The 13,796-nt window shown below is 50.9% G+C and carries 14 protein-coding genes; 11 read left to right on the top strand and 3 right to left on the bottom strand.

From position 1 onward, the window contains the following. The first annotated feature begins 458 nt into the window (after positions 1-458). Positions 459-1,163, top strand: a complete 705-nt coding sequence (locus IE076_RS00160) for a response regulator (RefSeq protein WP_189434249.1) — start codon at positions 459-461, stop codon at positions 1,161-1,163. 168 nt (positions 1,164-1,331) lie between these two features. Then, positions 1,332-1,718, top strand: a complete 387-nt coding sequence (locus IE076_RS00155) for an NADH:ubiquinone oxidoreductase subunit NDUFA12 (RefSeq protein WP_189434247.1) — start codon at positions 1,332-1,334, stop codon at positions 1,716-1,718. A gap of 93 nt (positions 1,719-1,811) precedes the next feature. Here IE076_RS00155 and IE076_RS00150 read toward each other — a convergent pair whose 3' ends face one another. Then, positions 1,812-2,471: an alpha/beta hydrolase gene (locus tag IE076_RS00150; protein ID WP_189434245.1), complete on the bottom strand. Its 660-nt coding sequence runs from the start codon at positions 2,469-2,471 to the stop codon at positions 1,812-1,814. A gap of 331 nt (positions 2,472-2,802) precedes the next feature. Between IE076_RS00150 and IE076_RS00145 the strand changes: the two genes are divergently transcribed. The 9 genes from IE076_RS00145 to IE076_RS00105 all read left to right on the top strand — a co-directional run bounded on the left by IE076_RS00145 (position 2,803) and on the right by IE076_RS00105 (position 11,012). Beyond that, entirely contained in the window at positions 2,803-3,969 is a 1,167-nt protein-coding gene (locus IE076_RS00145; protein ID WP_189434243.1) for a cysteine desulfurase family protein, read from the top strand. Positions 3,970-4,110: 141 nt separating this feature from the next. Beyond that, positions 4,111-5,583: a Fe-S cluster assembly protein SufB gene (gene sufB / locus IE076_RS00140; RefSeq protein WP_189434241.1), complete on the top strand. Its 1,473-nt coding sequence runs from the start codon at positions 4,111-4,113 to the stop codon at positions 5,581-5,583. 60 nt (positions 5,584-5,643) lie between these two features. Beyond that, on the top strand, positions 5,644-6,396 hold the full coding sequence (gene sufC / locus IE076_RS00135; protein WP_189434239.1) for a Fe-S cluster assembly ATPase SufC: 753 nt from the start codon (positions 5,644-5,646) through the stop codon (positions 6,394-6,396). A 15-nt stretch (positions 6,397-6,411) separates the two neighbouring features. Continuing rightward, positions 6,412-7,695: a Fe-S cluster assembly protein SufD gene (gene sufD, locus IE076_RS00130; RefSeq protein ID WP_189434237.1), complete on the top strand. Its 1,284-nt coding sequence runs from the start codon at positions 6,412-6,414 to the stop codon at positions 7,693-7,695. Further along, positions 7,692-8,939 (top strand): cysteine desulfurase, encoded by a 1,248-nt coding sequence (locus IE076_RS00125; RefSeq protein ID WP_189434235.1) that lies wholly within the window; start codon positions 7,692-7,694, stop codon positions 8,937-8,939. Before sufD ends, IE076_RS00125 begins: the two co-directional genes overlap by 4 nt. A gap of 5 nt (positions 8,940-8,944) precedes the next feature. Next, on the top strand, positions 8,945-9,340 hold the full coding sequence (locus IE076_RS00120) for an SUF system Fe-S cluster assembly protein (RefSeq protein ID WP_189434233.1): 396 nt from the start codon (positions 8,945-8,947) through the stop codon (positions 9,338-9,340). A gap of 65 nt (positions 9,341-9,405) precedes the next feature. Beyond that, the gene (locus IE076_RS00115) at positions 9,406-9,783 is read left to right on the top strand and encodes a HesB/IscA family protein (protein WP_189434232.1); all 378 of its coding nucleotides are present in this window, start codon (positions 9,406-9,408) and stop codon (positions 9,781-9,783) included. A gap of 44 nt (positions 9,784-9,827) precedes the next feature. Further along, positions 9,828-10,487: a thiaminase II gene (gene tenA, locus IE076_RS00110; RefSeq protein ID WP_189434230.1), complete on the top strand. Its 660-nt coding sequence runs from the start codon at positions 9,828-9,830 to the stop codon at positions 10,485-10,487. A gap of 114 nt (positions 10,488-10,601) precedes the next feature. Then, positions 10,602-11,012, top strand: coding sequence for a TfoX/Sxy family protein (locus tag IE076_RS00105; RefSeq protein ID WP_189434221.1), 411 nt, complete (start codon positions 10,602-10,604; stop codon positions 11,010-11,012). A gap of 15 nt (positions 11,013-11,027) precedes the next feature. Here the strand turns inward: IE076_RS00105 and IE076_RS00100 are convergent, their stop codons facing one another. Both IE076_RS00100 and IE076_RS00095 read right to left on the bottom strand, forming a co-directional pair. Further along, complete coding sequence (locus IE076_RS00100; protein WP_189434219.1) at positions 11,028-12,086, bottom strand: GGDEF domain-containing protein; 1,059 nt, start codon at positions 12,084-12,086, stop codon at positions 11,028-11,030. 109 nt (positions 12,087-12,195) lie between these two features. Continuing rightward, positions 12,196-13,629 (bottom strand): DEAD/DEAH box helicase, encoded by a 1,434-nt coding sequence (locus IE076_RS00095; RefSeq protein WP_189434217.1) that lies wholly within the window; start codon positions 13,627-13,629, stop codon positions 12,196-12,198. Positions 13,630-13,796 lie beyond the last annotated feature (167 nt).

Raw genomic sequence — 13,796 nt, 5'->3', positions numbered from 1 at the left:
AGTGAAAATAAATCCAACTCCTAGCACTCGAAGCTACTAATATTTTGGTGAACTCCCGGCCGAGGCCGCACTATCCTGAACACGTCTTGATTTCGACCTCAAACTAGATTGAATCGGAAACCATCGTCAAGCGCGTTCTGTCCACTGCTTGTGTGCATAAGAGGGATCAGAACACCAAATATTGTAATCTGTGTGGATTGTGGGGACCTTCAGATCTGCCAAAAAAGGGGCTCAGGCAGCAGAACCCCGCCATTTCCGCAAAGCCAAGCGAAAAAGCAAACTCAACCTCATTTTTTTTGGGGAGTATTTTTCCGAAAAATTATTCAGTGGATCACAAAAAATCGCAGGTAAAAAAGTCTGTGCACCCCACGCAAATTTACACAGTAGTTATATCAATAGATCCTATATAGTTTCCCAAAGGCCTTAAGCATCTGGTTAGGTTAAAATAGCGAGCAGATATGCATCACACCTCCTTCGGCAAGGACATTTCTCAGCTAGATGTGGTTCTTGTGGAACAGTCAAAACCCACCCAAGCAATCTTGCGGGGCATTTTGGGTACCCTGAAGCTGGGCCGTGTCCGCGTCTACGATAGTCCCAAAGAAGCCTTGCCGATGCTCATCTCGGACCCACCAGATATGGTGCTCTCCGGATGGGAGATGAAGCCTGTCAGTGGCTTCCAGCTCTTAAAGCTCATGCGCTCCGGCCGGGTTCCTGAGCTGATCAATGTCCCGCTCGTCTTCATCACCGCTTACGGCACCCGTGCGTTGGTCACCCGTGCAATGGAAGCAGGCGCCCACCACCTGCTTGTGACGCCCATTTCCTCTGCCTCCTTGAAGAAGTCCATAGAATCGATCTGTAAGGATCGCCGCCAGTTCGTTCGCAATCGCGACGGTGGTTTTGTCATTGATGGCACAGCAAAGCGGCTAGAGCAGAACGAGGCCAAGTTTGCAACGCTGAACAAAGCGCGCGAATACCAGAAGCGTGAAAGCGCCATACCGCGCCCCGATTCTTCCGCACGGCCAAAACCCGTCAAAACCTCTAGACCGGCGCACGAAACGGACGAAAACGAGCCGCTTTCCCTCAAAGATCTGGAAATTGGCAATGTTTCGCCAGCAGACCAGTTCAGTCAAAACCCGTATTTGCCCCGCCGCGAAACCAAATGACGCGCCAAATGCGAGGCAGAATTGTCAAAATAATAACTGACCCTAGGATATTTTGGGCGAGTTCCGGTGAATAGTTGAAACTACGGGTCTCTAAGACTGGACAGGCCCCCAAACACTCGTCATATTCCGAGAAAATTTACAAGCCAGCGATCTGGAAAGGCCAGACATATGAAACACCTTCTGCTGACGTTCTTCACATGGTGGAACAGCGACACGTGGGGCACTCGCTTCTTCACATGGAGAAAGGGTGAGTTCGTCGGGACCGATGAGTTTGGCAACAAGTACTATAAAGAGCGTGGCGGCAAGCGCCGCTGGGTGATCTATAAAAACCTTGCAGAAGCCTCCCAGATCCCTGCCGGCTGGCACGGCTGGATGCATTACCGCACCAACACGCCGCCAACCGAGAGCGGCTATGTTGCCCACGACTGGGAAATTGCTCATTCGCCGAACCTGACAGGCACACCAAACGCCTACCGTCCAAAAGGCTCTATCCTGACCCCGGAAAAACGTCCGGCAGTGACAGGAGACTACAACGCCTGGACACCCGGCGAATAAGGCACCAGCCAGCTTATAAAATTCAGATACAAAAAAGCCCGGTCAATCGACCGGGCTTTTTCTTATGCAAAGAAGTCTTTGTCACTTTGACGATTAGACTGCATCTTCTCCGATCAAGCCGAGACGGCGATCCAGATAGCCGGCGCAGTTATCAATCAGACCATCCACATGATTTTCGAAGAAGTGGTTCGCACCAGGCATTTCCTGATGGTCGATGATGATACCCTTCTGGGTCTTCAGCTTATCAACCAGTGCCTGCACATCTTTTTGTGGAACAACCTTGTCTTCCTCACCGTGAATAATCAGCCCTGAAGACGGGCAGGGGGCAAGGAACGAAAAGTCATGAAGGTTTGCTGGCGGCGCAACAGAGATAAAGCCTTCCACTTCCGGACGGCGCATCAAAAGTTGCATGCCGATCCACGCACCAAACGAGAAACCTGCAATCCAGCACGCACGCGCATCAGGGTGTACAGTCTGTACCCAATCCAGCGCCGCCGCTGCGTCAGACAGCTCGCCTTGTCCGTGATCGAACTGGCCTTGTGAACGACCGACACCGCGGAAGTTGAAGCGCAGAACGGCAAAACCACGTTTCGCAAACATGTAATACATCTGGTAGATGATCTGATTGTTCATCGTACCGCCAAACTGCGGGTGCAGATGCAAAACCAATGCGATTGGAGCGTTGCGTTTTTTAGCTGGATGGAAACGGCCTTCTAGCCGCCCTGCAGGGCCATTGAAGATCACCTCAGGCATATACTGCAAAATCCTCTTGTTTTGGTTGGCAGCAAATGGCCGCCGGTTTTTTTCTAGTACACTGGATTGTTATCGATTAAACTTGACTGTAAGATGCAAGTTTATTAGAACCAGTTTAGAATTATTCTACGATGAATCTCAAGGGCTACACCGAAAATCGACTTCTATCGGAGAAAGGTATATCCAACTCGGCGCACTCACGTTATAGACCTCAACGAACTCAAAGGGAACTCTCTATCCCTTATCGTAAGCACCGTGGAAAATATCAAGGTTTCCATTTCCGTGAAGACCCAATTAGGGCATTAAAGAACCCCATTTTCTGTGTTAAACTATGACAACAAACCGCGAACTGACATATTTAGACTATAACGCCAGCGCTCCACTGAGGGAAGAATCTCTTTTAGCGCTGCAGGAAGCCTATAAGGCAGCCGGTAATGCGTCCTCTATTCATGCCAGTGGACGCCGAGCCCGATCCATCATCGAAGATGCAAGGCACAAAATTGCAGAACTGGTTGATGGAATTCCGGCAAATGTCATTTTTACAAGCGGCGCGTCGGAAGCAAATGTGACAGCTTTGTCGCCCACTTGGCTGAAAAACGGCGAGCCCTACATTCTTACACAGGTTTTTGTGAGCGCGATCGAGCACCCTTCCGTGATTGGCGGTGGTCGATTTGCACCCCAGAACGTACAAAGCATTCCCGTTGATGAAGCGGGCCGCGTCATGGTCGATGAGCTACGCGTGATGCTTGAGCAGCTGGGTAAAGACGAAACAGTTTTGGTATCCGTCATGGCTGCCAACAGTGAGACCGGCGTTTTGCAGCCTCTGCGCGAAATCGGCGTACTCACAGAGGAGTTGGGCCATATCTTCCATGTGGACGCTGTCCAGATGGCAGGTAAAGAACCAATTTCCATGGCCATGATTGGCTGTAACTCCATGTCGATCTCCTCCCACAAAATCGGAGGTCCTCAAGGAGTTGGCGCTCTTATCCTCGGTAAAGGCGATTTTCGCCCCATTCCGCTGCTTACAGGTGGCGGACAAGAATCGTGGAGAAGGGCTGGAACAGAAAATACAGCAGGCATTGCAGGGTTTGCGGTTGCGGCAGCGCAATCAACCGATCCTGCTGAACATGCTAGGATTTCGCGCCTGCGAGACCATATGGAGGAGAGACTGAAACAGATCTCTCCCGAGGCGATCATCTTCGGTGAAGATGTTCCGCGTCTTGGCAACACGACGTGTTTCGCAGTTGAAGGGATTTCAGCTGAAACCGCGCTCATCAACTTTGATTTGTTTGATGTCGCCGTTTCATCCGGATCCGCTTGTTCTTCCGGCAAAGTAGGCGCGTCCCATGTGCTTCTTGCAATGGGGGTGCCTGAGTCATTGGCGCGTGGCGCAATCCGGATCAGTCTGGGTTGGGCTACCAACAATGATGACGTCGAGCGCTTTTTAAGTGCTTGGACGAAAATTTATAAACGAATGAAGCCCACACAGAAGGGGTGAACGCCGTTTAGAAAATAAACGAGGACAACAACCTCGTATAAATAAGGATGCACTGTGTTGCGACGGCGCATCTGTTAAGTAGGGCAAAAGGGTCCAATAAGTGTACCCAATGCGGCTTTGAACCGCGTATGGAGACAAAGCATGGCGGCAGTCCAGGAAACAATTGACAAGGTCAAGGCGATTGACGTTGATCAGTATAAATATGGCTTCGTAACCGATATCGAAAGTGAGCTCGCTCCCAAAGGGCTCAGTGAAGAGATCGTTGCATACATTTCGGCGAAAAAAGAAGAACCGGAATGGATGCTCAACTGGCGTTTGGAAGCGTACCGTCGTTGGAAAACGATGGATGAGCCCACATGGGCCCGAGTTGAATATCCGAAGATTGATTTTGAAGACCTTCACTATTACGCAGCACCTAAGAAGCGCGAGGGACTCAAGTCTCTTGACGAGGTGGATCCGGAAATTCTGGAGACCTACAAGAAGCTGGGCATTCCATTGTCCGAGCAGGAAATCTTGGCAGGTGTCGCACCGGAACACCGCGTCGCTGTTGATGCTGTTTTCGATAGTGTGTCGGTAGCAACAACCTTTAAGGAAGAACTGGCCAAGGCAGGCGTTATTTTCTGCCCGATCTCCGAAGCAATTCGTGAGCATCCAGAGCTGGTTCAAAAATACCTTGGGTCCGTTGTTCCAGTCTCCGATAACTTCTACGCAACATTGAACTCTGCTGTGTTCTCTGATGGGTCGTTTGTGTACATTCCACCAGGCGTTCGTTGCCCAATGGAACTGTCCACCTACTTCCGTATCAACGAGCAGAATACCGGCCAGTTCGAGCGTACACTCATCATTGCAGATAAAGGCTCTTACGTGTCTTATCTGGAAGGCTGTACAGCACCTCAGCGCGACGAAAACCAGCTGCACGCAGCCGTTGTTGAACTCGTTGCACTTGAAGATGCACAGATCAAATACTCCACCGTTCAGAACTGGTACCCAGGCGACTCTGAAGGCAAAGGCGGTATTTACAACTTCGTGACCAAGCGTGGCGATTGCCGCGAAAAGAACTCCAAGATCTCCTGGACACAGGTTGAAACCGGATCTGCAATCACGTGGAAATACCCAAGCTGCATTCTGCGCGGAGACAACTCACAAGGTGAGTTCTACTCCATCGCCATCTCCAATGGTCACCAGCAGATCGACAGTGGAACGAAGATGATCCATCTGGGCAAGAATACGGCCAGCCGGATTATCTCCAAGGGTATCTCAGCAGGTGTTTCGCAAAACACCTATCGCGGGCAGGTTTCCGCGCATCGCAAGGCATCTAACGCACGTAACTTCACCCAGTGTGACTCGCTTCTCATTGGCGATAAGTGCGGTGCCCACACCGTCCCATACATCGAAAGCAAGAACTCCACTGCGGTGTTCGAGCACGAGGCAACAACCTCCAAGATCTCCGATGATCAGATGTTCTACTGTCAGGCCCGTGGCCTGAACGAAGAAGAAGCTGTCGCGTTGATCGTGAACGGTTTTGTCCGGGACGTAATCCAGCAACTGCCAATGGAATTTGCAGTTGAGGCACAAAAACTGATTTCGATCAGCCTTGAAGGAAGTGTGGGCTAAAACGCGGATAAACGCGTTTGCCTCGTACCTATTGAAAAATTGAAAAGACGAGAACGATAGATGCTTGAGATTAAAAACCTGCACGCCGAAGTTGATGGCAACAAAATCCTTCGCGGTATTGATCTGACCGTACGCCCAGGCGAGATCCATGCAATCATGGGTCCAAACGGATCTGGTAAATCCACCCTGTCATATGTTCTGGCAGGCAAGGAAGACTACGAGATCACCGAGGGCTCCATCACCTATAACGGTGTCGACTGGGAAGAGCTTGGCGCAGACGAACGCGCAGCAGCTGGCATGTTCCTGGCATTCCAGTACCCGATCGAAATTCCGGGTGTTGCAACCATGACCTTCCTGAAGACCGCTTTGAACGCACAGCGCAAAGCACGCGGTGAAGAAGAAATCTCCACCCCTGACTTCATGAAGCTTGTTCGCGAGAAGGCCAAGGAACTGAAAGTGACGCCGGACATGCTGAAGCGTCCGCTCAACGTTGGTTTCTCCGGCGGTGAAAAGAAGCGCGCTGAAATCCTGCAGATGTCTCTGCTCGAGCCAAGCCTGTGCGTTCTGGATGAAACAGATTCCGGTCTGGACATCGATGCACTGCGCATCGTTTCGGAAGGCGTCAACCAGTTGCGTTCTCCGGATCGCTCCATGATCGTGATCACCCACTACCAGCGCCTGCTTGATCACATCGTACCGGACGTGGTCCACGTTCTGTCCAAAGGCAAGATCGTTAAAACCGGTGGCAAAGAGCTTGCTCTTGAACTGGAGAAAAACGGTTACGCTGATTACGTCGATGAAGAAGCGGCTTGAGCTGGAGGGTGACCGATGAATGCTCCGGCAAAGATTCAAGAGACTAACGCAGAGCAGAGCCTGAACGCTCAGTTCGACGCAATTTTCGCGCAAACAACGCAAAATAACGCAAATCAACGCAAACAGGCGTGGGAGGCTTTCAAAGCGAAAGGCATCCCGCATCGCCGCGTTGAAGAGTGGCACTATACTGACTTGCGCTCCAAGATGAACGATGCATTTGCATTGGCTTCTAAAACCACTCCAAAAGCCGAGGCTTTGACTGGGGCAGGTGACCTGAAGACCTACCGTATCGCCATCGTAAATGGTCGCTACGTGCCAGAATTGTCTTCCAATCAGGAAGTTACAGGTCTGTCGGTAGCAGAGACCAGTGGCGTACTGGAAGCTCAGCTTGGCACGGACGATGCGATGGCATCGCTCAACCAGGCTCTGGTTCAGGGTGGCGTCAGCATTAAGATCGATGCAAATGCAAAGATCCAGCTGCCAATCGAGATCGTGCGTTACACCGATGGTTCCGACGTCAGCTCCTATGCAGGCACTTCTGTTGAGATCGGCTCAGGCGCAAAAGCGCTCATCATCGAAAGCTTCGAAGGTGCGGCAAATGCCGCTTACCAATCCAACGCCCTCACAGAAGTCAAAGTTGGCGATAACGCGGATGTGCACTGGCTGAAACTTCAGGTGGAAAGCCAAAAAGCACAGCATATCGAGACCCTTAGCATTGAGCTGGGTGCGGAAACCAATTTCCAGCACTTCATCTACAATGAAGGCTCGGCCCTGTCCCGTGCACAGCTCTTCCTTGAGTTCAAGGGCGAGGGCACCCACGCCGGCCTGCGCGGAACATCTCTGCTCAAAGACAGCCAACATGCTGATATCACACTGTTTGTGAACCACGCCGTTCCAGAATGTGAAAGCCGTGAATACTACCGCGCCGTCGTCGACGACAAAGCCCGCGCAGTCTTCCAAGGCAAGATCATCGTGGAGCAGGGCGCTCAGAAGACCGATGGTCAGATGATGATCAAAACGCTTCTTCTGAGCGATACCGCTGAAATCAATGCCAAACCTGAGCTGGAGATCTTTGCAGACGACGTTCAGTGCGCCCACGGTTCCACCACCGGCGACATTGACGAAGACCTGCTGTTCTACCTCATGGCACGCGGTATTCCTGAAGCACAGGCACGCAAAATCCTCGTTCTCGCATTCCTTTCTGAAGCTATTGAGGAATTTGAAGAGGAACAGTGTGTAGACTTGCTGGAAGCAATGACCCGCAAGTGGCTTCATGCAGATGATTTGGTGAGCGAATGACCAAGGTCGATAACACGGCTTTTACAGCTCCATACGACGTTGAGAAGGTTCGGAAAGATTTTCCGATCCTTTCCACCAAGGTCTATGGCAAGCCGTTGGTTTATCTGGATAATGGCGCGTCGGCCCAAAAGCCGACGGCAATGATTGATGCAATCACCAAGGCCTATACCCAGGAATACGCCAATGTGCACCGTGGCTTACACTACCTGTCAAACACAGCCACCGAAAACTTCGAGGCGGCCCGCGAAATCACGCGCCGCTTCCTGAATGCACCAAGCGTTGACGAAGTGGTCTTCACCAAGTCAACCACGGAGGCAATCAACCTAGTAGCCTATGGTCTGGAAGAAGAAATTCAGGAAGGGGATGAAATCGTCATCTCCATTCTGGAGCACCATTCCAACATTGTGCCTTGGAACTTCCTTCGGGAACGCAAAGGCGCGGTCATCAAATGGGCCCCGATTGCAGATGATGGAACGTTCCTGCTGGATGAGTTCGAAAAACTCCTGACGGATCGCACCAAAATCGTTGCAATCACACACATGTCCAACGTCACAGGAACCGTGGTTCCAGTGAAGGAAGTCACGCGTCTTGCACACGAACGTGGTGCAAAGGTTCTGATCGACGGCTCGCAAGGTGCAGTGCACATGCCTGTCGATGTTCAGGATATCGACTGTGATTTCTACGCGATCACCGGGCATAAGCTCTACGGTCCAAGCGGCATTGGCGCGCTCTACGGCAAGAAAGATCTTCTCAACAAACTGCGCCCATTCCAGGGTGGCGGTGAGATGATCTTGGACGTCACTGAAACACTCGTAACCTATGCCGAAGCTCCCCATCGCTTTGAAGCCGGCACCCCACCAATCGTTCAGGCTATTGGATTGGGCGCCTCGCTTAACTATATGGAGAGTCTAGGGCGCGAAAATATAGCATTGCATGAAGCGTCCCTACGTGATTATGCAGCGCAACGCTTAAGTGAAGTCAATTCCCTGAAGGTCTTTGGAAATGCCAAAGACAAGGGAGCGATTTTTTCCTTTGAGATTGAAGGGGTTCATGCCCACGATATCTCAATGGTGATTGACAGAGAGGGTGTTGCAGTTCGGGCAGGAACGCATTGTGCACAACCTTTGCTGGCGCGCTATGGGGTGACCAGTACATGCCGTGCAAGTTTTGGCCTGTACAACACTCACGAAGAAGTTGATCGCCTAGTAGAAGCCTTGCGTAAAGCGCAGATGATGTTTGGTTAGGACCTATGACAGACAACACACAAACAAGCGAGTTCTCTGACGGACCTTTGATAACGACGGAAATCAAGCAAAGCTCCGCAATTCCCGCTGAAGAGCTGGAGCGTTTGACCGGTGACATCATTGCTGCGATGAAAACCGTGTTTGACCCGGAAATTCCGGTCGATATCTACGAGCTCGGCTTGATCTACAAGGTTGATATTGAAGACGATCGCACTGTCAAAATCGATATGACCTTGACTGCTCCAGGTTGCCCGGTTGCTGGCGAAATGCCGATCTGGGTAGAAAACGCAGTGAGTGCCGTTCCAGGTGTTGGTGCGGTTCAGGTCGACATGACCTTCGATCCCCCATGGGATCCTAGCCGAATGTCTGACGAAGCTCGCGTTGCCTTGAACTTCTTCTAAGGTTCGCATAGCGCTGACAATGTATGGCACCTCGACTGTATTGAGGTGCCCATGGAGGGTGCAAAATGGCCTCAGGTTTTCAAGTACTTACGCTGACGGACGAAGCGGCTGATTACATCCGCACACTGCTTGATGCAAGCGATGCAGACCCAATTGGACTGCGCGTCGCCATCAAGACGGGCGGCTGCGCAGGCATGGAATACGAACTGAATCTGGTGACCGAAGCAAAAGCTGGCGATGATGTCGTTGAAGATAAGGGCGTAAAGGTCTTCGTCGATCCGGCAGCAACTCTTTACCTGCTCGGAACCGAGATGGGCTTTGAAAGCACAAAGTTCCGCTCTGGTTTCACTTTCAAAAATCCAAATGAAGTGTCTGCATGTGGCTGCGGTGAATCCGTTGAGCTACTGCCAGCCGATCTTTCAAAGTTCGCTCAGAAAAACTAGAGCTGGCCATTTTTGAGTGGCTTAGAAGTTGATAGGTGGGGGCTATGTCTCTTTTTGAATCATTGAAAAACGATAATATCGAGATATGGCACTCCTACACCAAACATGAGTTTGTTCAGGGACTTGGCGACGGAACACTGCCAATTGCAGCGTTCAAAAAGTATCTGGTCCAGGATTATCTCTTCCTGATTGAGTTTGCCCGTGCATACGCGCTCGGCATGTATAAATCCACTGATCTCGAACAGATGCGAAAATGCCTTTCCTCGGCAAAGGGCATTTTGGAAATGGAAATGAACTTGCATATTCGTTTATGCGAGAGCTGGGGCCTGACCGAAGCTGAGATCGTGGCTACGCCGGAAGAACCGGCTAACCTTGCCTACACCCGGTATGTTCTTGATACTGCGATGAAAGGTGACATGCTTGATCTGAAAGTTGCGCTCGCACCATGTGCAATTGGTTACGGTGAGATCGGTGCCGAATTGGCACAACAGCAAGCCGCACTTGAGCCAAGCAATCCATATGCGGAATGGATCAAAGAATACTCAAGCGATGAGTATCAGGAGCTTGCAACGAGCGCGGTCAAAGAAATCGATGATCTGGGAGCGCTTTATGCCACCGAGGCCCGCTACGACAGACTATCGAAAATATTCAGAGAAGCTACTAGACTTGAGGCCAATTTCTGGCAGATGGGTCTCGACGTATAATCATTCCAAAGGCCGCTTCACATTTCTGTGAGTGGACGAAGTGAGCAAAATTCTTGCTGGTCTTCAGCGGAGTGGTGCAAGCTTTTGCATATTTATATGTTTTGGTGATTATTTATGTCTTTATCCGTTTTTTTTCATCCCGAAAAGCGCCCGAAATTTCTGGAGAAAGTCCGCTGCCGTCCCATGTTTGGTGGCCACGGCTACTATGCCAACGGCAAGATGTTTGCGCTGGTTCGCGAAAAGTCTCTCTATCTCAAAGCTGGGTCTGGGAATGTTGCGGACTTCTTGCTGAGCGGGCAAATGCCGTACATCCATCAGTGTTTTGGGGAATATTTCCCGACAAACTTTTATTCAGTTCCGATGGATGTGGTTGAGGATGAAACACTGCTTGCGCAATGGGTTGCAAAGGCTATCCGGCAGTTAGGTCAGACTGATCAAAACGAAAAAGCATCTTCCGCATTGGATAGTCGACGGACAAGGACGCCAACAACCACTTCTGCCGTCCTGAACTCTCACTTTTTCTAAGGTCAGTCGCGAAAATTAGGCAACCTGCGTCACGCTGGGGACTTTTCTTTCTTCCTCGGACTTCACCAGATTGCGGCCTGCTTTCTTGGCAGCGTAAAGCGCAAGATCAGCGCGCGAAACCAGGCTTTCCGCACTGTCGCCCGGCCGAAATGTAGAAATCCCGATCGAGATCGTGATACGTCCCAGATTTTCACCGGTGGAGCGTTTCACCAACTCCTTTGCAACCACGTTCTTACGGATTTTCTCCGCAATTACCTCGGCATCTTCGATAGTCGTTCTTGGCAGAATAATGCCAAATTCTTCGCCGCCATAACGACACGCAACATCGCTGTTCTTGACGTTTTGCTGAACTGCCAGCGCCACAAGTCGAAGAACCTGATCCCCAGTTTGGTGACCGTAGTTGTCATTGAACTGTTTGAAGTGATCAATGTCGGAAATCAGCAAGGAGAGGGAGTCTTTACTCTCTTCTGCCTCATTGACTGCCCGAATAAGACTTTGATCAAAATGCTTGCGGTTATTTAGGGTCGTCAGCTCGTCTGTCAAAGACTCGTAACGGATCGCTTCCAGACCTTCCTGTAAAACGCCAATCTGTTGGCGGGAATCAACCAGCTGCTCGCGAAGTTCCTGATTGCTCTCGGCAGTCTCAGTAGTGAGTTTTGCAAGATGGACGACGAGTTTAGAAAGTTGAACCGGATCGGTAATCTTCTCAAGAGCGCCCAGAGTGCGGGTCAACTCATCAGCATATTCTGTGGTTTGCAGCGCGCCTTTATCCAGCGCGGAAATCAGGTCCCGAACTTCCCTCGAGATCTTATCGCCAACCTCATCGATTCTTTCCCCCAAACGGTTAGGGGACAAAAAGCGATTGTAGATCTTTTGTGTCTCGATGGGGGAAATCTTGCCATCACGGGCAAGAATTTTATTGATGGTCCGGTTCAAAGAACGGTTAAATCCAGAGGCGTACGAATACCACAACTCATAGTTGCGTGGAAACGCTGGTAGACTATTTGTTTTGATGTAACCGAGCGCACTGTCTGCATAAACTATGGTACGCTTGAACTCGTCTTCTTGACTCATGATTGCATCACCGCGCCGCAGATAGGGCTATCCCATCCATAGTAAGCTAATTTAACTTAAGCTTATTTAATGGGATATACCTAACCAGTGGTTAACCTTAGCAAATTGGCTATCGGCTTTGAGCCTTAGACCGTGTTGCCCGCAACAGGAAGGCCGGGATGTGGCTTGCATTACGGAAAATCGCTTCGTCTTTAGGTGCGTTAGCACGACGAGTGCCGCGAGTGCGTGGCTGTGGACGACGTTCTGCGAGAGCCGGAACTTCAGGCTGCTCTTCAAGACCAGCCGGCACAGTTTCGGCTTCCGCTGGAGCTGCTGCTTCCTGAGCTTCTGCCTTAGGTTTGCGTGAGCGACCTTTGTCTTTGGACGTGCGCGAGGAACGGCGGCGAGATTTTTTCTCTTCAGCAGCCACGGAAAAATCAAGCGGTTCTCCGGCCCACTCCAGTTCCTTACCAATCGTCTCGTTGATCGCTTGCAATGCTTTTTCGTCCTTACCTGTCACAATGGAAATGGCAGTGCCGTCGCGACCGGCACGTCCCGTACGTCCAATCCGGTGCACATAATCTTCCGCGTGAATTGGAAGGTCAAAGTTAAATACGTGACTTACACTTGGAATATCCAGACCGCGCGCTGCAACATCACTGGCAACCAGAACCTTGATGTTGCCTTTTTTGAAGTTGTCCAGCATGGTCATACGAGAGCGTTGATCCATGTCTCCGTGCAGAGCGCCTACAGAGAACTCGTGGCGCACAAGTGAGCGGAACAACGTCGCCACATCACGTTTGCGGTTACAGAACACAATCGCATTCTGAAGGTCGTCGGAGCCTTCGATCAGCTCGCGCAGTTTAGCGCGCTTCTCATAATCTTCTGAGTCCGCAGCCACGATACGCTGTGTCACAGTGTCAGCAGTCGTAGATGCCTTCGCCACTTCCACTCTTGCCGGATTCTGCAAAAAGGTATCGGTCAACCGCTGAATTTCGCTCGGCATTGTTGCAGAGAAGAATAGTGTCTGACGGGTGAAGGGGATTAGCTTGCAGATGCGTTCAATATCAGGGATGAAGCCCATGTCCAGCATGCGGTCAGCTTCATCGATAACCAGAATATCAACGCCCTGTAGCAGCAACTTGCCACGCTCGAAATGGTCGAGCAGGCGGCCAGGCGTTGCAATCAGAACATCGGCACCACGTTCAAGCTTACGGTCCTGATCGGCAAACGATACACCACCGATCAGCAGAGCAACATTCAATTTATGATTAACGCCATAGCGATTGAAGTTGTCCTCAACCTGCGCAGCCAGCTCACGGGTTGGCTCAAGAATAAGCGTTCTTGGCATCCGGGCGCGCGCACGGCCTTTTTCCAGAAGAGTGATCATCGGCAGCGTAAAGCTGGCCGTTTTCCCGGTCCCAGTTTGAGCAATTCCGAGGACATCTCTACGCTCGAGAACGTAAGGGATGGCGCCTGCCTGAATGGCAGTCGGTTCTGTATAGCCAGAGGCTTCTACAGCGGCGAGAACTTTCTCACTAAGTCCGAGAGTGGAAAACGACATATTGCATGTTCTTTACGATAATTGAGGAGAGAAGCTGGAATCCGTATGAACTACAGGGTTCTCCAACCAGTTTGGCGGAACACTACATTTCTAAGCAGCGTTGTCAATGAATTCTGCGGTATAACCGATATATTCCTTCAAGTTATGCCGAGGTTGCTGGGTTCTAA

This window comes from Pseudovibrio japonicus, assembly GCF_014651595.1.
GTDB lineage: Bacteria > Pseudomonadota > Alphaproteobacteria > Rhizobiales > Stappiaceae > Pseudovibrio > Pseudovibrio japonicus.
Note: the sequence above shows the minus strand (reverse complement) of the source record. Positions and strands in the feature narration are given on the sequence as shown.